The organism is Noviherbaspirillum denitrificans (genome assembly GCF_002211445.1).
Lineage (GTDB): Bacteria > Pseudomonadota > Gammaproteobacteria > Burkholderiales > Burkholderiaceae_D > Noviherbaspirillum > Noviherbaspirillum denitrificans.
In genome coordinates, this window is record NZ_LSTO01000001.1 from 2547552 (window position 1) to 2565118 (window position 17567).

Consider the following 17567-nt stretch of genomic DNA (forward strand, 5'->3'; position numbering starts at 1 on the left):
CGAAACGGAACGTCCCTATGTTCGTGCGTCGTGTTGCAGGGGAACCGACAGGCGCTCAAGACGCGCCATTGTGCTTGCCTTGGCAAATTCGCTGACGGCTTCACGCAGCAGGTTCAAGCCGGCCCCGGTCCGGGCGCTGATGAAAACACGCCGGATTTTATCATATTCATCACGTTCCAAAGCCGGCTCCAAGCCTGCGGCGTCAATCTTGTTCCACACCAGAATCTGGGGAATATGGTCGGCACCGATTTCCGCAAGTACTGCATTGACCTGCTCGATCTGCTCCATGCGGGACGGACTTGCCGCATCGACGACGTGCAAAAGGACGTCGGCGTGGATGGTTTCTTCCAGGGTCGCGCGGAAAGCGGCGACCAGCTGGTGCGGCAGCTCCCGGATAAATCCGACCGTATCGGAAATCACGATATTCCCGGCGTCGCCCAGGAAGATACGCCTTGATGTCGTATCCAGCGTGGCAAAGAGCTGATCCGCGGCATATGCCTGGGCCTTGGTGAGCGAATTGAACAGGGTGGACTTGCCTGCATTCGTATAACCGACCAGAGACACAGAGAAGGTGTTATTGCGCCCGCGGGCGCGCCTCTGGGTTTCGCGCTGACGTTGCAGCTTGTCGAGACGGGTTCGGAGCATCTTGACCCTGTCACCGAGCAGCCGGCGGTCAGTTTCGAGCTGAGTTTCGCCCGGACCGCGCAGGCCGATACCACCCTTCTGTCGCTCAAGGTGCGTCCATCCGCGTACAAGACGAGTCGCCAAGTGCTGAAGCTGCGCCAGCTCGACCTGCACCTTGCCCTCATGACTCTGCGCGCGCTGGGCGAAGATGTCGAGAATCAGGCTGGTTCGATCGATCACGCGCGTCTTGAGCTGACGCTCGAGGTTGCGTTGCTGTGCCGGCGAGAGCGCATGATTGAAGATGACAATGTCGAGACGCTCGCGCGTGACGGCGTCCGAAATTTCATCCGCCTTGCCGGCGCCGACGAATAGTGCGGCATCCGGGCTGGAGCGTTTTCCGGTGATGGTTACAACGGGCTCTGCCCCGGCCGACTTTGACAGTAGGGACAGCTCTTCAAGGCTTGCGGCAAAGTCGCCCTTGCCGAAATCGACGCCGACTAAGGCAGCGCGCATAAGGGGGGAAGACGAGGCAACGATATCTTATTCCGCGTCGGATTCGACATTGATATTGACGGCACGAGCCGGCACCACCGTCGAAATGGCGTGCTTGTAGACCATCTGCGTCACGGTGTTGCGGAGAAGTACGACGTACTGGTCGAACGACTCGATATGTCCCTGCAGCTTGATTCCGTTAACGAGGTAAATCGAAACAGGGACGTGCTCTTTGCGTAAGGCGTTGAGGAACGGGTCTTGTAACAGTTGCCCTTTATTGCTCATAACAGCTCCATTGTGTTGTTTTGTGATGTGGAGTTGGGTGCACTCCGATGAAATTCAAGTGCTTCCCTGAATTACGAATGTAATCGATTTTTGCGTTTCCTGCCAAGCGAAAGACTATTTGTCCGACTTGGTGAAGGGATTCTTGCTTGAACGCAGTTCGATACGTAATGGAGTGCCCACCAACGAAAAAGTTTCGCGGAAGTGTTTCTCCAGATAACGCTTGTAATTGTCGTCGATCGACTCTAGCGCGTTTCCGTGGATAACGACGACCGGCGGATTTTGCCCGCCCTGGTGTGCATAGCGCAGCTTGGGCCGGATCGAGCCCTTGCGGCGTGGCTGCTGGTGTTCGACCGCTTCGATCAGAGCACGCGTCAGGCGTGGAGTCGATAGCTTTGCCATTGCGGCCGAATAGGCAGAATCGATGGACTTCATCATCGGCGCGATGCCTGAGCCCTTGAGGGCCGAAATGAAGTGGAACTTGGCGAAAAACAGGAAGTTGAGCTTGCGCTCAATATCGATCTTGATCTCGTCGCGCCGGTCCGATTCCAGTCCATCCCATTTGTTCACCGCAACAACAAGCGCGCGGCCGGATTCGAGGACGAACCCGGCGATATGTGCGTCCTGCTCGGAGATGTCCTGCTGCGCATCGAGCAACAGGAGAACCACGTTGGCCTCCGAGATCGATTGCAGGGTTTTGACGACCGAGAACTTCTCGATAGCCTCGAACACCTTGCCGCGCCTGCGAATGCCGGCAGTATCGATCAGTGTGTAGTGCTTGCCGTCACGCTCGAACGGGATTTCGATAGCGTCGCGAGTCGTGCCCGGCATATCGAAGGCAATCACGCGGTCTTCGCCGAGCAGGGTGTTGACTAGCGTGGACTTGCCGACATTCGGACGACCGACGATGGCTATCTTGGTGCCCCTTTTCCCGGGCTCGACCGGCACTTCCTCGGCGGGCTTCTGCGCAATAGCGAGGTCCAACGCCTCATTGACGAGATCTGCCACCCCGTCGCCGTGGGCAGCGGAAATGACATAAGGGTCGCCAAGGCCGAGTTCATAGAAATCTGCGGTGACCGAGGTGTACTTCATGCCTTCGGCCTTGTTCACCACCAGCATGACAGGACGGCCGGATTTACGCAGAAAATCGGTAATTGTCTTGTCGTGCGGGGTCAGTCCCTGGCGACCGTCAACGATGAAGACAACGACATCCGCTTCGACCACAGCCTGCTTGGTCTGCTTGGCCATCTCGTGCATGATGCCTTCCTTGGCCACCGGCTCGAAGCCGCCGGTATCGATGACCAGGAAGGGGCGTTCGCCGACACGACCTTCACCATAGTGGCGATCGCGCGTAAGTCCGGGGAGGTCCGCAACCAATGCATCGCGCGACCGGGTCAGCCGGTTGAACAACGTGGATTTGCCGACGTTCGGTCGGCCTACTAATGCAATAACCGGCTTCATTCAATACTCACTCTGTTGCCAAAGCAACAATTGTCCCCGCCTGGGTCTGGAAAATGCCGCTATTGGCCGAGAGCGGGGTGACGGCAACCACGCGGCTGCCATCCGTCGGTACACGGGCGAGGAACGCGCCATCTTCGCGCGACAGGAAATGGATGTAACCCTGGGCGTCGCCAACGGCAAGCGCCCGCGACATGACAACAGGGGCGGACAGGCGGCGGTTGGCCAGCTTGTTGTTACGCCAGGCACCGGAACCGGTATCCCGAGCAAATGCCGTAACGGCGCCTTGCTCGTCGGCAGCGTACACATTGCGCTCGTCGACGGCCAGCCCAACTTCACTGGACAAATCCTTGGCCCAACGGGCAGTGCCATTGCTGCTATCGAAGCAGGCCACGCGCCCCTGGTAGGCAACCGCACACACGTCGCGACCAGCGACGAAGGGCGTGCCAGACAAATCGGCAATACGCTCAAGTTCGGTCGTCCCGCGCGGATCGCCAACGGCGACTTCCCAGCGCGCGCCACCATTGCTAAGGGCAAGCGCAAGCAGCCTGCCGCCCGGCAAAGCGACGAATGCCGACGTACCGGAAATCGCGATGCCCGGTGCCGAACGCAGCGTCAGCGGCGGCGAGGTGCGCTGTACGACCCAGCGGCGTGAGCCGGTTTCGGCGTCATAGGCGGCGACACGATTATCGACACTACGCACAACAACAACGCCCTGCCCCACTGCGGGTGTCGACAGGATTTCGCTCGATGCCTGGACCTTCCAGCGCAGCTTGCCGTCGGCATCGTATGCGAGCAGCACGCCCTTTTCTGCTGCAACTGCCACGGTACGGCCATCGCTGCCAACACCCGCCGTCAGGCGCGCGTCGGCATTAATGCGCCATACAGTACGTCCGCTCGCGCCTTCGATTCGGACAATTGTGCCGTCGGCAGCGGCAGCAAATACGCTATCACCGGAAACAGCCGGAGAGAATACGAATTCACCCGCATTACCGATCGAGGTGGACCACGCGGTGCGTACGCCGAGCGTTTGCTTGAAATCCTCCAGCGCTGCCGGCGGATTGCGCGGCGCCGGCTTGCTCGCGAATGGGTTCAACGAAGAGCAGCCCGCCACAAGGGCGACCATTCCGACGCACGTCAGCTTTACGGCAATACGCATTTCTTCCCCTTGTCGTTGTTCTTGTTACGCAGCGCCCTTGGCCTGCTCGCCGCCCAGTGCATCCAGCTTCAACTGGATCAACTGGCGTGCAGGATTCTTTTGATCGGTCTTCTCGAGCGCGTCCTTGTAGGCAGCACGCGCGTCCTCGACCTTGGACTGAGCGACCAGGATATCCCCCTTGCGATCCGCGACCGGGCCGGCGAACTGAGCGGGAAATTCCCCGGCGAGCAGTTTCAGGCCTTCGTCATAAGCCTTTTCATCAAGCAGGATGCCGGCCAGGCGAATCTTGGCGATGGCCTTGTACTCGTCGGTCGAGCCGTTCTCGACAACCCATTGCAGCTGCGTCTTGGCCGTCTTCAAGTCGTTGGCGTCGAATGCGCTCTTTGCTGCGGCCAACGCTGCCATCTGGGCATATGCCGTACGGCCGAACTTTCCGGTCATGTCGGTTGCCGCACGCTGGACCTTGCCGTTGTCCTTGGATGCGATCGCCTTCTGCAGTTCTTCATAAAGCTGGCTGGCCTGGACCGCCTGCGAACGCTGGTAGTAGTTCCATCCGGTCCAGCCCGCGTACGCGGCCAGGCCGATGATCAGCAGCCATGTAACGAGATTGCCATACTGGTTCCACCATGCCTTGAGGGTGGCTAGCTGTTCTTGTTCTTCGAGATCGTATGCCATGATGTCCTGGTATCAGTGGTGGTGATGCGTCGGATCGTCACACTCGTCGCCGCAGATGATCTGCTCCACGATATGGTTGATGACGGATTCGAACGGGATCGTTGTCTGGTTGTTTTCAATGTCGTCGGAACGCAAGTTCTTGACGGCGACGATACCTTTGGCAACCTCGTCATCGCCGATGATGACGGCAAAGCTCGCACCGCTCGCATCGGCGCGCTTCATCTGCGACTTGAAGCTGGCACCGCCATTCGACGACGCGCAATTCAGCACCACATCGAGGCCGGCATCACGCAGGCGCTCAGCCACAACGAATGCCTGCATCTGCGCAGCTTCGCCCTGGTGCACCACGTAGACGTCGCACTGGTTGGGCGTGAACTGCTCACCCGATGCCTTGATCAGCTCGAGCAGGCGCTCGACACCGATTGCAAAACCGCAGGCCGGAGTCGGCTTGCCGCCAAACATTTCGATCAGGGGATCGTAACGTCCACCGCCGCACACGGTCCCCTGGGAGCCGAGCTGATCGGTCACCCATTCGAACACCGTGCGGTTGTAGTAATCCATGCCGCGGACGAGGCGCGGATTAATGGTGAAAGGAATGCTGTTGTTGCGCAGGATACGCTGCACGCCTTCGAAGTGCGCGCGCGATTCCTCTCCGAGGTAGTCGAGCAGTTGCGGCGCCTTGTTGACCATGTCCTGCATTGCAGGATTTTTGGTGTCGAGGATGCGCAGCGGATTGGAATGCAGACGGCGCTGTGCGTCCGCATCGAGCAGGTCCTTGTGCTGCTCGAAGTACGCGATCAGATCCGTACGGTGGCGGTTGCGCTCTTCGGCATTACCGATCGAATTCAGCTCGAGGCGGATGTTCTCGAGGCCGAGGTCGTCCCAAAGGCGCTGGCAAAGCATGATGAGTTCGGCGTCGATATCCGGACCGGTAAAGCCGATCGCTTCCGCACCGACTTGATGAAACTGGCGGTAGCGGCCGCGTTGCGGCTTTTCGTGGCGGAACATTGGGCCTGCGTACCAGAGACGCTTCGGCCCTTCGTACGTGAGGTTGTGCTCCAGCACCGAGCGGACGACACCCGCTGTGCTCTCCGGGCGGAGCGTGAGCTGGTCGCCGTTCATCGAGTCGACGAAGGAATACATTTCCTTCTCGACGATGTCCGTGACTGCGCCGAGGCCGCGCGCGAACAGCGGGGTCGGTTCGACGATCGGGGTACGGATCTGCTGGTAGCCATAGCTCTTCAACACCGATTGCACAGTGTTTTCGAACAGCTCCCACAACGGTGCGTCGGCGGGCAGGATGTCATTCATCCCTTTAACGCCGAGGATCTTCTCTGCTTTCTTGTTCTCAGACATGCTCTTGGGGGCAATGCGCGTCGGTCAATTATTGACGACTGCACTACCGTAACGGGTTTTCACATAATCCAGGACGATGGCCTGGAACTCTTCTGCAATACGGTCGCCGCGCAGCGTGACCTTCTTTTCTCCATCCACAAATACCGGCGCCGCCGGCGATTCGCCGGTGCCTGGAAGGCTGATGCCGATGTTGGCGTGTTTCGATTCGCCCGGGCCATTGACGATGCAGCCCATGACGGCGACGTTCATGTTCTCGACGCCGGGGTACTGTTTTTTCCACTCCGGCATCTGGTCCCGCAGGTAGGTCTGGATGCGGTCGGCCAGCTCCTGAAACACGGTCGAGGTCGTACGGCCGCACCCCGGACAGGCGATGACCATGGGCGTGAACTTGCGCAAGCCCATGGTTTGCAGGATTTCCTGCCCCACCACGACTTCCTTCGTACGGTCACCGCCCGGCTCGGGTGTGAGCGAAATGCGGATCGTGTCGCCGATCCCTTCCTGCAGCAGCACGGACAGCGCCGCGGTGGAAGCCACAATACCCTTGCTGCCCATTCCCGCTTCGGTCAGACCGAGGTGCAGCGGGTAATCACAACGGCGCGCCAGTTCACGATATACCGCGATCAGATCCTGCACACCCGACACCTTGCAGGACAGAATGATCTTGTCCCCCGCCAGGCCCAGTTCTTCCGCGCGGCGCGCGTTTTCAACCGCGGATGTGACAAGGGCTTCATACATCACTGCCTGCGCGTCCCACGGATCGGCGCGCTGCGCATTCTCGTCCATGATGCGTGCCAGCAGGTCCTGGTCCAGGCTGCCCCAGTTCACACCGATCCGCACCGGCTTGTCGTACTTGCAGGCGATTTCGATCATCTGAGCGAACTGGGTGTCACGCTTGGCGCCCTGCCCCACGTTGCCGGGATTGATGCGGTACTTCGACAGGGCCTGGGCGCACTCCGGAAAATCGCTCAGGAGCTTGTGGCCGTTGTAGTGGAAATCGCCGACGAGCGGCACATCGACGCCCATCTTGTCGAGCTGCTCGCGGATCGCGATGACAGCGGCAGCCGCTTCCGGATTGTTGACCGTGATGCGGACAATTTCCGAACCCGCGCGCGCCAGGTCCTTGATCTGGATTGCGGTGCCGATCGCGTCAGCGGTATCGGTATTAGTCATCGACTGGACCATGACCGGCGCGCCTCCGCCGACCATCACAGTCTTGCTCCCGTAACGGATAGCCACCGAGCGGGTCGTGTGCCGCTGCAGCGGGCCGGAGTCGATTGGTCGATTCGGAAGTGCCATGCGAAACCTACTTCACGGTTAAACGAGCAATGTTGTTCTTGGCGCCTGCTTTCAACTCCAAGGGAGCGCCGCGCAAGCTGGCATCCACGCCCGATGCGTTGCCGATCACGACGGAAACCGGCTCCGTCACCAGCACGGTCTCGGTCTCGCCTGCCTTCAGGAGACGCGACAGAAGCACGCTGTTGTCGCGGCCGCGACGTATCTCGACCCAGGACTCTTCGCGTACTTTCAACTGCAGTGCATCCGTAGCGGACGCCACGGCGGTTTCCGGCGCTGCCGGGGCTACCGGTTGTGCGGGCGCGGCAGGTGAGTTTGACTGCGTTGCAGGAGGCTGTACCGGTGCGTCGTTCACGACGGGAGCGGGCGCCGTGTTTTCGGCAGGAGGATTGGCGAGCGGCTCTGGCTTTGATTCGAGAGCCGCCTTGGGTTCGTCCGCGCCGGCCATGCTGGCCACGCCGTCCTTCACTGCTGTTGTAGCTGCCTGGGGAATGGACGAGGACTCACCGCCATGACGGGTCGCCCAGATTCCAACACCCAGCAGGACCGCCAGCAACGCTCCGACCACCCACTTGGACGAAAGCCCGGGACGCTCGGTCATGGACGGCATGCGTGAGTCGGCGAAAGGCGTCGACAGTGATTTTTGCGGTGTCAGTGAGTCATGCACCAGCACGGTTTCGCCGCCGAGGTCGGCGAGCAAGGGCGTCGCATCAATTTTCAACAGCTTGGCGTAGGCGCGTACGAATCCTCGCGTGATGGCCATTCCCGGCAAAGCCGGATAGTCGTCGCGCTCAATCGCAGCAACCTGTCGCGGGGCGAGATTGAGCTGGCTTGCCACCTGCTCGACGCTCCATCCGCGCTCCTCGCGCAACGTCGCGAGCCGCGCGCCAGGGGAAATCTTCGGCAGCCGGCCCTCCGGTTCACTGGAGGCCAGCTGGTCATTTACTCCGGAATCACTCATCAAATGCTCCGCGTTGATACGCCGCGAATTCTGCAGAGCCGCCATGGCGGCGGCGCAATTGCGTTACCAGGCTGGATTCGGCCGCACGATCGCCAAGCTTGCGCTCGACCTTGATCGCGAGCCACAGCACGTCGGCAGTCATGACATCCGACTTCATTACGCGGCCGATATAGAAGCGGGCGCGCTCGTAGTCGCCTTGGTCGTAATAAATGCGGGCCAAGTTAGTGTTGGTCGTCGGATTGCCCGGGTCGTACTGGAAGGCCTGCGAGAAATACCGCTCTGCCGCAGTCTTGTTCTTCAGCTTCATGCTGCAGATCCCCGCGTTGTTCAGTGCCTTGCCTGGCGACTGGTACGCGCGGTTCTTCAATGCAGCATCGAAATAGGCGATGGATTCCTTTTCCTTGCCGTTCTGGCAAAGAAACCATCCGTAGTTGTTGTTGAAATCGGGATTATTCGGAGACAGTTTGATGGCCTGCTGGAAGTTTTCCTCAGCGAGCTTGTTTTCACCCATGTCCATGTAGATCAACGCACGCATGACGTAAGCTTCGGCGAATGCCGGGTCTGCAGCGAGCGCCTGACGAATCTCGTCCAGGGCTACGGCAGACTGACGTTGCTCGTAGTACCCCACGGCGAGCTGCAGGCGAATGCGGGCACGGCGCTGACCTTCGGTCTGCTCCGACGCCACCGGAGACTCGCCAGGCGGTACGGCAGCAGGTCCGGTTGCACAGCCGGCGAGGAATGCCGCAGCCACAAGCGCAGCCGCAAGCCATGCATTAACCCGACGAACGGTCACCTGGGCACCTCGACGATACGACCAAAATTCTTGCCGAATTTTTGCTGATATTCCGCCATTTTCTGCATGCGCTCCTGCACACGCGTCCGGTCCTGCACTTCTCCGGCCAGCTGGCCACAGGCGGCATCGATGTCGTCGCCGCGTGTCTTGCGGATGGTCGTTACGATACCGGCGTCGATGAGAACCTGTGCGAAGGCCTTGATGCGGACATTGTTCGAACGCACGAGGCCCGACTCGGGGAAAGGATTGAACGGAATCAGGTTGAACTTGCACGGCACGGATTCCGCACCGTTCTGTACGAGGGCGACGAGTTCCCGTGCATGGGTATCCGTGTCGTTGACACCATCCAGCATGCAGTATTCGAAGGTGATGAAGTCACGCGGCGCAAATTCAAGGTAACGTCGGCATGCCGCCATCAGGTCCTTCAGGGGGTATTTCTTGTTGAGGGGCACAAGACCGTCGCGTAGCGGGTCGTTGGACGCGTGCAGGGATACCGCCAGGGCGACCGGGCAATCCTGCGACAGCTTGTCGATCATGGGCACGACGCCGCTGGTCGACACGGTCACACGCCGGCGCGAAAGACCATAGGCGTTATCGTCCAGCATCAGCCTGAGCGCGGTCACCGTGGGTTCGAAGTTCAGCAGCGGCTCGCCCATGCCCATCATCACCACATTCGTGATTTGGCGCTCGCCTTTCGGCCCCGGCTCGATGCCTTTGGAACGGCGCAACTCGAATTCAGCCATCCACAACTGGCCGATGATTTCACCCACTGTGAGGTTACGGCTGAAACCCTGCTTCCCCGTCGAGCAGAAACGGCAATTGACCGCACAACCCGCCTGCGTCGAGACGCACAGCGTGCCGCGGTTTTCCTCGGGGATGAATACGGTCTCGACCGCATTTCCCTGGCCAACGTCCAGCAGCCACTTGCGCGTGCCGTCGGAGGAAATGTGATCGCTGATGACTGCGGGCGCGGCTATCGTCGCACGCGCTTTAAGCTTTTCCCGCAAGGATTTTGCGAGATCAGTCATCGCATCGAAATCGCTGGCGCCGAATTGGTGGATCCAGCGCTGCAATTGCTTTGCGCGAAACGGCTTCTCACCCAACTCGCCGCAGTAAGCGACGAGTTGCGCGGGATCGAGATCCAGCAGGTTGGTGAGAGCTGTCATAGGTGTATTTCATTCTGCGCTCATCCTTGAAAGTAAACAATCCATCAAGGTGAACGCGATGTCAAATTAGCGGGAGTAGACGTTCAGCGCCGGGAAGAAATACGCGATTTCGACCTTGGCGGTGTCGGCGCCGTCGGAACCGTGGACAGCGTTGGCGTCGATCGAATCAGCGAAGTCAGCGCGGATGGTGCCCTTGTCAGCCTTCTTCGGGTCGGTTGCGCCCATCAGTTCGCGGTTCTTGGCGATGGCGTTTTCGCCTTCCAGCACCTGGATCATGACCGGACCGGAAACCATGAAGTCAACCAGGTCCTTGAAGAAAGGACGCTCACGGTGCACGGCGTAGAAGCCTTCGGCTTCAGCGCGGGACAGTTGCGCCATGCGGGAAGCAACGATCTTCAGGCCGGCGTTTTCGAAACGGGTATAGATCTGGCCGATCACGTTCTTTGCAACTGCGTCCGGTTTGATGATCGACAGGGTGCGTTCGATTGCCATCTGTAAAAACTCCAATAAAAATAAAGGGTTAAGGTTATCAATTGAGAAATCAACTAACCTTCTATTGTAGCATGAAAGCCCAGGAGAACACGTTCTTGCGGGGTCGGCGGCGAACTTGGCCTCTTCGCAAGCATCCTATACTGTAGACGTGCATGTTATGCTTTTGCCACTTCAACTTTGCAACATGTCGCTGGAGGCAATATGGACCACAATCTGCAACATACTTACAACGCGCCTGCCGAAGCATTGGTCGTCCGCAATCGCGTGCTGCGCAATACCTACTGGCTGCTGGCGCTGTCCATGATCCCGACCGTCCTGGGCGCGTGGCTTGGCGTGCAACTGAAGTTCAGCTTCTTTGCCGGCAGCCCATTTGTCGGCTTCATGGTGTTCCTGGCCATTGCATTTGGTTTCTTTTATGCAATTGAAAAGACCAAGAATTCCGGACTGGGCGTAGCGATCCTGCTGGGTTTCACTTTCTTCATGGGCCTGATGCTATCGCGCCTGATCGGCCACATTCTCGGCTTCTCCAATGGGGCAACGCTCATCATGACCGCATTTGGCGGAACCGCAGCGATTTTTACCGGCATGGCATCTATCGCCACCGTCACAAAGCGGGATTTCTCCAATATGGGCAAATGGCTGTTCGCGGGCGTCCTGGTCATCCTGGTTGCGGCGCTGGCAAATGTCTTCCTGCAGTTGCCTGCGCTTTACCTGGCGGTTTCGGTACTCGCCATCGGCATTTTCTCCGCCTTCATCCTGTATGACGTGCAGCAGATCGTGAACGGCGGCGAAACCAACTACATCACGGCAACGCTGGCGATCTATCTGGATGTGTACAACATCTTCAGCAACCTGTTGTCGCTGCTTGGCATCTTCGGTGGCGACAGCGACTGACAACACTGTATTTCGATCGAAAGCCGGCTGCCCAGCCGGCTTTTTTTATTCCGCCTTCAAGAAGGCAGCTCGAACACTGCGATGGATTCCACATGGGCTGTGTGAGGGAACATGTTGACCACGCCCGCTTGGCGCAGGACGTAACCACCTTGGTTGACAAGGTAGCCCGCATCCCTTGCCAAGGTCGAGGGACTGCATGACACGTACACGATGCGCTTTGGTTTCATTTCCAGATTTTGCTCGCCAAGGGCGACAATCGCTTGGCAAACGGCAATCGCCCCTTCTCGCGGCGGGTCGATCAGCATGCGGTCGAACTTGCCCAGGGCAGCAAAGTCCTCTGCCGTCGCTTCGAAGAGATTGCGGCAATAGAATGTCGTCTTGCCATCCAATCCGTTGGCTCGTGCATTGTCGAGCGCGCGCTCGGTCAACGCGGTACTGCCTTCGATGCCCACCACTTCCCTCGCCAGGGTCGCGAGTGGCAGGGTGAAATTGCCAAGGCCGCAAAACAGGTCGGCAATCCGCTCGCCCGGCTGAACATCAAGAAGCTTTAGCGCCTTTGCCACTAGTACGCGGTTGATGTGGTGATTGACCTGCGTAAAGTCGGTCGGCTTGAATGGCATGCGGACGCCGAATTCGGGAAGCACGTATTCGAGGCTGACATTGGTCGGGTAGAACGGATAGACGGTGTCGGGGCCCTTCGGCTGCAGCCACCACTGGATACGGTATTCATCGGCGAAAACGCGCAACTTGTGCTCATCTTCCTCCGTCAGCGGCGCCATGATACGCAGCACCAGCGCGGTCACACTCTCGCCGACCGCCAGTTCAATCTGCGGCATTTGCTCGAAGATAGTCAGCGACTCGACGAGATGGCGCAATGGCACCAGCATTGCGGAAACATGCGGCGGGAGGATCTCGCAAGTCTTCATGTCGGCAATGAAGGACGATTTCCGCTCGTGGAAGCCGACCAGCACGCCGCCCTTCTTCTGCACATTGCGCACCGACAGGCGCGCGCGATAGCGGTATCCCCATGTCGGCCCGAAAATCGGGCGCATGACGCGCTCTGCCCGGACCTTGCCGATATGCCACAGGTTATCTTCCAGCACGCGCTGCTTGATCGCGACTTGGGCGGATGGCTCGAGGTGCTGCATGGCGCAGCCGCCGCAGATACCGAAATAGGTGCACTTGGGATCGACGCGCAGCGAGGATTCCTTGTGCAGCTCGGTCAGGGTGGCGGCCTCCCATTTCGGTTTCTTGCGGAAGGACTGAAAGCTGACACGCTCTCCCGGCAATCCGCCTTCAACGAAAATGACCTTGCCCGGCGTGCCGTCCTCATTGGTCAGGTGACCGACGCCCCGGCCTTCCATGTCGAGGGATTCGATATCGATGATGTTCTGCTGCATGGCTACAAAAATGAAATGCCGGGCGCACGAGAGCCCGGGGATAAAAGTAATCGGATAATTTCAGACCGCCCTCAGGACGGCTGCCAGACGGAGAGGTATTCTTTCCAGTGCGGGCCGTCGAGCAGCGCCAGTGACGACCTGACGAGGTCAATTTCGGCATTGTACGCCTCGCGCGCCATGACACCGCGCATCAGCAGGTAGCGGCAATAGACGAGGTAGGTGTTGACCACGTCGGTTTCGCAATAGTCGCGGATTTCGCCGAGCCGGCCTTCCTGGAACAGCGCCCACACCTGCGAACCGTCGACGCCAAGCTTTCCCGGGAACCCGCACAGTTTGGCGAGGTCATCAAGCGGCGCGTTGGCGCGGCCGGTGTACAAGGCCAGGTGGTCCATGAGGTCAAGGTGGCGCGTATGATAGCGGCTCAGGTAGTTGTTCCACTTGAAGTCGCGATCGTCGTCGCCCATTTCCCAGTAACGGGACGCAACGACACCATTGATCATCGCGCGGTAGTGCAGAACCGGCAGGTCGAAGCCGCCGCCGTTCCACGACACCAGTTGCGGGGTGTACTTGTCGATAATGCGGAAAAAATCGCTGACCAGCTTCGGCTCCTGATCCTCCAGACTACCGAGAGAACGCACACGAAAACCTTCGTCGTCCCTGAACACGCAGGAAATCGCGGCAATGCGGTGGAGGTGATGCTGCAGGAATTCGGAATTGGTCTTCTCTCGGCGCTCGGCGAACGCTTGCGCAGCAACATCCGCGTCACTCATTTCCGCAGGATGGCCATGCAAGGCGCGCAAGCCGGCGACATCGGGAATCGTCTCGATGTCGAAAACGAGAACAGGAATCACAGCAGCGCGTCCTTGCCTACGCCGCGTGCGGTCAATGCGCGTTTGAGCTTGACGAGGGCTTCCTGCTGGATCTGGCGCACGCGTTCGCGCGTGACGCTCATCTCGGCAGCGAGCTCTTCGAGTGTGGCCGGATCGTCGTTATCGAGGCCGAATCGGCGCACGATGACGACGCGCTGCTTGTCCGGCAGTTTTTTAAGCCAGTCGCGGACAAGGATCGTCATTTCATGATGTTCTGCGCGCGAATCGGGACCGTCTTCGACATCGCCCGGCAACATGTCCATCAGGCTGGCTTGCGGGTCGTTATCGAGCGGAGCATCGAGCGAGGTTGCATGCTCAGAGAGCGCGAGAATATCCTGCACGTCTTCCACCGGCCGGTCGACCAAGTGGGCGATGTCTTCCGCGGTGGCGTCCTTGCCATCGTGGTGCTGCGCTTCGAGGTGGTATTTCGCGCGGAGGATCTGATTCAGCTCGCGCACCATATGAACAGGCAAGCGAACCGTACGCGCCTGGTTCATGATCGCTCGCTCAATGCTCTGGCGAATCCACCAGGTCGCATATGTCGAAAAGCGGAAACCGCGCTCCGGCTCGAACTTGTCGATGGCGCGCATCAGACCGAGGTTGCCCTCCTCGATGAGGTCTAGCAGGACGACGCCGCGGTTAATGTAGTGTTTGGCGATCGACACGACCAGGCGGAGGTTGTGCTCGATCATCTTCTGGCGCGCTTCGAAATTTCCCTGCTTGGCGAGGGTGGCGTAGCGAACCTCCTCCTCGATCGTCAGCAACGGGCGTGCGCCAATTTGGTTCAGGTAATGCTGCGTTGTATCTGTCGACAGCTCTGCCGCAAGTACGGTCTTCAGTTCATCCACAGGATCGGAGGCCGTGCCGGACCTGCCTTCGGCGCGCTCCTCGTTGTCGCCATCGTCGGCCATCCCGCCTTCGTCTTCAGCGACGTTGAGCGGCATATCGTCGGCAATATCATCCGAAGGTGTATCGTCGTCTAGCGGATCGTGTGGAGTGCGATTCATTTAGCGGCTTGGCAAAAATTTTGACGGATCGACTGGCTTACCTTGCTGGCGAATCTCGAAATGCAGTTTTACCTCATCGGAATCGGAATTTCCCATCTCTGCAATCTTCTGCCCCTTCGTCACATTCTGATCCTCTTTAACGAAGATGGTTTTGTTGTGCGCATAAGCCGACAACAGATTGCTGGAATGTTTGACAATGACGAGATTGCCATAACCCCGGATGCCGCTCCCAGCATACAGCACTTTGCCGGATCCCGCCGCTAAAACCGGTTGCCCCATCTTGCCGGCAATATCGATGCCACGCTTGCCATCGCCGAAGTGGCCAACGATTTTTCCGTCTGCCGGCCACACCCATGCAATATTGTCGTCATCTGCTGCCGGAACTTGCGGCACTTCAGGCGCTTTTTCGGCCGGTTTCGGCGGCTCGGCCTTGGCGATCGCCGGTGCTGCAGGCGTCGCATCGGTTTTTTGCATTTCCGCCAATGCGGCCTCGGAATACGGACGCTTTTCACCTTTTGGAGACGTCTTGTTGGGAACAGCCGCGCCTGGTGCCGGAGCCGGGGTCAGCGGGCGCACTTCCACGCCTGACGAGGTGGCAACACTGCCAGTCTGCGGAGCGCCTTCCGGAGGCAATACGCGAAGCACCTGATCAACCTTGATGTCGTTCGGGTTGGCAAGATTGTTCCAAGCGACGAGGTCCCGATAGTTTTGCCCGAAGTCGAGCGCGATCTGGATGAGGGTATCGCCCTTTCGAACGGTATAGAAGCCGCGGTCGGCCTGTTTGCCTGCGGATGCGGGCGGCATCACTGGCGGCGTTGCCGGCCTGGGCTGTTCCGCCGGCTTGGCGGAGACAGGACGGTCCACAACGGGAGCCGGCTGCCGAGGCGTTGTCGTACAGGCTGTCATCAGCAACGGCAAGGTAGCCAGAAATACAAATCGTGCTTTTCTCATTCTCTCAAACTTAAATATTGGGCGACGAATTGTCGGCGAGCGTCTCAATCTGAAACAGCGTTACACCACGCCGGGACGCAACGGAACGAAATGGCAGTCTTCCAGCGTCGTATTCGTCCACTCGAATTTTCCTACCCGCTCGATGAGCTGAAGCACCTGATGCCGTGCACCGACCGGTGCCACCAGGCGACCACCGATGCTGAGCTGCTCGAGCAAGGCGTGCGGAACTTCCAGTCCCGCAGCGGCCAGAATGATACCGTCGAACGGGGCTGCCTGCGGCAAGCCAAGCATACCATCTCCATATTGCAAGCGGATGTTGGCGATCCGCAGCGGCCGGAGGTTCGATTTGGCCAATTCGTGCAGCGGCTTGATGCGTTCGATGGAGTACACTTCCTTCGCCACCAGCGACAGGACGGCTGCCTGATAGCCGCAACCGGTGCCGATCTCCAGCACCTTGTCGAGCGTCCCGCCGTTGGAGTTGGCACGCATGACTTCGATCATGCGCGCGACGATATATGGCTGGGAGATGGTCTGGTGATGACCGATGGGCAGCGATGCGTCGATGTAGGCCTGGCTGGCCATCGCGGGCTCGACGAAAAGATGGCGCGGCACCGCTTCCAAAGCGGCCAGCACCTTGGAATCCTTGACGCCCTGCTTCGCTACCCGCGCCACCATGGCGCCTCGCACAGCGTCCGAGACAAGCGGCGTGTCGCGCGAAGGCGCCGGCGGCGGTACCGGCCGTGGTGCCGGTGCGGCAACCGGCTGGCTCTTGCGAACCTGACCGACATTTCGCGCGGCGTTCTGCGTCGCGGTCTGCGGCGTCGCGACCTTGGGCGATGCCGGTCCGGGGCGAACAGGCGTTGCCGACTTTTCGACAACCGACGACAGCGTCAATGGAAAGCGCTTGTCCCTGGACGTCATGACAATCCTTTTTTCAGCACCTCGAGCTGTGCGTTGTGGGTCAGGTCGATCTGCAGCGGCGTCACCGAAACATAACCTTGCCCAACGGCGTTGAAGTCGGTGCCCTCGCCGGCATCCTTGGCCTTGCCAGCCGGGCCAATCCAGAAAATCTCCCTGCCATGCGGATCGAGTGTCTTGATGACAGGCTCCGATTCATGGCGCTTGCCAAGACGGGTGGCGCGCACGCCCTTGATCTGGTCGTATGGCAGGTTGGGAATATTGATATTCAACAGATAGGGAAGCTGCAGCATGCCGAAATCGCGCTCCACGAAGTCGCGTGCAATGCGAGCAGCCGAGTCGATATGCGCCCAGCCCTTTTCCACCTGCGAGAAGGCAATGGCCGGAATGCCGAACAGGAAACCTTCGGTCGCCGCGGCAACCGTGCCTGAATACAGCGTGTCGTCGCCCATGTTCTGCCCTTGGTTAATGCCGGAAACAATGAGATCCGGCTTGAAGGACAGTCCGCCGGTAAGGGCAACGTGGACACAGTCGGACGGCGTGCCGTTGACGAAATAAAAACCGTTCGCCGCACGTTGCACGGATAGCGGCCGATCCAGTGTCAATGAATTGGAGCTGCCTGAGCGATTGCTGTCGGGAGCGACCACCACAACATCGGCAATCGGACTCAGCGCTTCAGCGAGAGCGATGATCCCGGGCGCAAGGTAACCATCGTCGTTACTAACGAGAATTTTCATAAGCGAATTTTAACCGAACGAATCGGTCTGCCCGGAGCTG

At 59.3% G+C, this 17567-nt stretch carries 18 protein-coding genes; 1 reads left to right on the forward strand and 17 read right to left on the reverse strand.

Features of this window, described 5'->3' with window-relative positions; all coding sequences use genetic code 11:
* Window positions 1–15: 15 nt before the first annotated feature.
* The 11 genes from hflX to ndk all read right to left on the reverse strand — a co-directional run bounded on the left by hflX (window position 16) and on the right by ndk (window position 10751).
* Complete coding sequence (hflX, locus tag AYR66_RS12450) at window positions 16–1137, reverse strand: GTPase HflX (RefSeq protein WP_088707735.1); 1122 nt, start codon at window positions 1135–1137, stop codon at window positions 16–18.
* 27 nt (window positions 1138–1164) lie between these two features.
* Window positions 1165–1401, reverse strand: coding sequence for an RNA chaperone Hfq (hfq, locus tag AYR66_RS12455; protein ID WP_057291543.1), 237 nt, complete (start codon window positions 1399–1401; stop codon window positions 1165–1167).
* Window positions 1402–1515: 114 nt separating this feature from the next.
* Window positions 1516–2859 (reverse strand): ribosome biogenesis GTPase Der, encoded by a 1344-nt coding sequence (gene der, locus AYR66_RS12460; protein WP_088707736.1) that lies wholly within the window; start codon window positions 2857–2859, stop codon window positions 1516–1518.
* A gap of 7 nt (window positions 2860–2866) precedes the next feature.
* The gene (gene bamB, locus AYR66_RS12465; RefSeq protein WP_088707737.1) at window positions 2867–4015 is read right to left on the reverse strand and encodes an outer membrane protein assembly factor BamB; all 1149 of its coding nucleotides are present in this window, start codon (window positions 4013–4015) and stop codon (window positions 2867–2869) included.
* A 24-nt stretch (window positions 4016–4039) separates the two neighbouring features.
* On the reverse strand, window positions 4040–4690 hold the full coding sequence (locus AYR66_RS12470) for a YfgM family protein (protein WP_088707738.1): 651 nt from the start codon (window positions 4688–4690) through the stop codon (window positions 4040–4042).
* A gap of 12 nt (window positions 4691–4702) precedes the next feature.
* A complete protein-coding gene (hisS, locus tag AYR66_RS12475) occupies window positions 4703–6046 on the reverse strand; it encodes a histidine--tRNA ligase (protein ID WP_088707739.1) in 1344 nt (447 codons plus the stop codon).
* 24 nt (window positions 6047–6070) lie between these two features.
* On the reverse strand, window positions 6071–7342 hold the full coding sequence (gene ispG, locus AYR66_RS12480; RefSeq protein WP_088707740.1) for a flavodoxin-dependent (E)-4-hydroxy-3-methylbut-2-enyl-diphosphate synthase: 1272 nt from the start codon (window positions 7340–7342) through the stop codon (window positions 6071–6073).
* A gap of 7 nt (window positions 7343–7349) precedes the next feature.
* The gene (locus AYR66_RS12485; protein WP_088707741.1) at window positions 7350–8300 is read right to left on the reverse strand and encodes a helix-turn-helix domain-containing protein; all 951 of its coding nucleotides are present in this window, start codon (window positions 8298–8300) and stop codon (window positions 7350–7352) included.
* The gene (gene pilW, locus AYR66_RS12490) at window positions 8293–9093 is read right to left on the reverse strand and encodes a type IV pilus biogenesis/stability protein PilW (protein ID WP_088707742.1); all 801 of its coding nucleotides are present in this window, start codon (window positions 9091–9093) and stop codon (window positions 8293–8295) included. Before pilW ends, AYR66_RS12485 begins: the two co-directional genes overlap by 8 nt.
* Window positions 9090–10259: a dual-specificity RNA methyltransferase RlmN gene (gene rlmN / locus AYR66_RS12495; RefSeq protein WP_088707743.1), complete on the reverse strand. Its 1170-nt coding sequence runs from the start codon at window positions 10257–10259 to the stop codon at window positions 9090–9092. The genes pilW and rlmN overlap by 4 nt, the downstream gene beginning before the upstream one ends.
* A gap of 66 nt (window positions 10260–10325) precedes the next feature.
* Entirely contained in the window at window positions 10326–10751 is a 426-nt protein-coding gene (gene ndk, locus AYR66_RS12500; RefSeq protein ID WP_088707744.1) for a nucleoside-diphosphate kinase, read from the reverse strand.
* Between the two features lie 201 nt (window positions 10752–10952).
* On the opposite strand from ndk, the gene AYR66_RS12505 reads away from it, so the two are divergent.
* A complete protein-coding gene (locus AYR66_RS12505) occupies window positions 10953–11645 on the forward strand; it encodes a Bax inhibitor-1/YccA family protein (protein ID WP_088707745.1) in 693 nt (230 codons plus the stop codon).
* Between the two features lie 56 nt (window positions 11646–11701).
* Here AYR66_RS12505 and rlmD read toward each other — a convergent pair whose 3' ends face one another.
* The 6 genes from rlmD to surE all read right to left on the reverse strand — a co-directional run bounded on the left by rlmD (window position 11702) and on the right by surE (window position 17527).
* Window positions 11702–13045 (reverse strand): 23S rRNA (uracil(1939)-C(5))-methyltransferase RlmD, encoded by a 1344-nt coding sequence (gene rlmD, locus AYR66_RS12510; protein WP_088707746.1) that lies wholly within the window; start codon window positions 13043–13045, stop codon window positions 11702–11704.
* A 71-nt stretch (window positions 13046–13116) separates the two neighbouring features.
* Window positions 13117–13896, reverse strand: a complete 780-nt coding sequence (locus tag AYR66_RS12515) for a 3'-5' exonuclease (protein ID WP_088707747.1) — start codon at window positions 13894–13896, stop codon at window positions 13117–13119.
* Window positions 13893–14921 carry an RNA polymerase sigma factor RpoS gene (gene rpoS / locus AYR66_RS12520; protein ID WP_088707748.1) on the reverse strand — a complete coding sequence of 343 codons (1029 nt, stop codon included), beginning with the start codon at window positions 14919–14921 and terminating at the stop codon, window positions 13893–13895. The genes AYR66_RS12515 and rpoS overlap by 4 nt, the downstream gene beginning before the upstream one ends.
* Window positions 14922–15872, reverse strand: coding sequence for a peptidoglycan DD-metalloendopeptidase family protein (locus AYR66_RS12525; protein WP_088707749.1), 951 nt, complete (start codon window positions 15870–15872; stop codon window positions 14922–14924).
* A 60-nt stretch (window positions 15873–15932) separates the two neighbouring features.
* Window positions 15933–16793, reverse strand: coding sequence for a protein-L-isoaspartate(D-aspartate) O-methyltransferase (locus AYR66_RS12530; protein ID WP_088707750.1), 861 nt, complete (start codon window positions 16791–16793; stop codon window positions 15933–15935).
* Window positions 16790–17527 (reverse strand): 5'/3'-nucleotidase SurE, encoded by a 738-nt coding sequence (surE, locus tag AYR66_RS12535; RefSeq protein ID WP_088707751.1) that lies wholly within the window; start codon window positions 17525–17527, stop codon window positions 16790–16792. Before surE ends, AYR66_RS12530 begins: the two co-directional genes overlap by 4 nt.
* Between the last annotated feature and the right edge of the window lie 40 nt (window positions 17528–17567).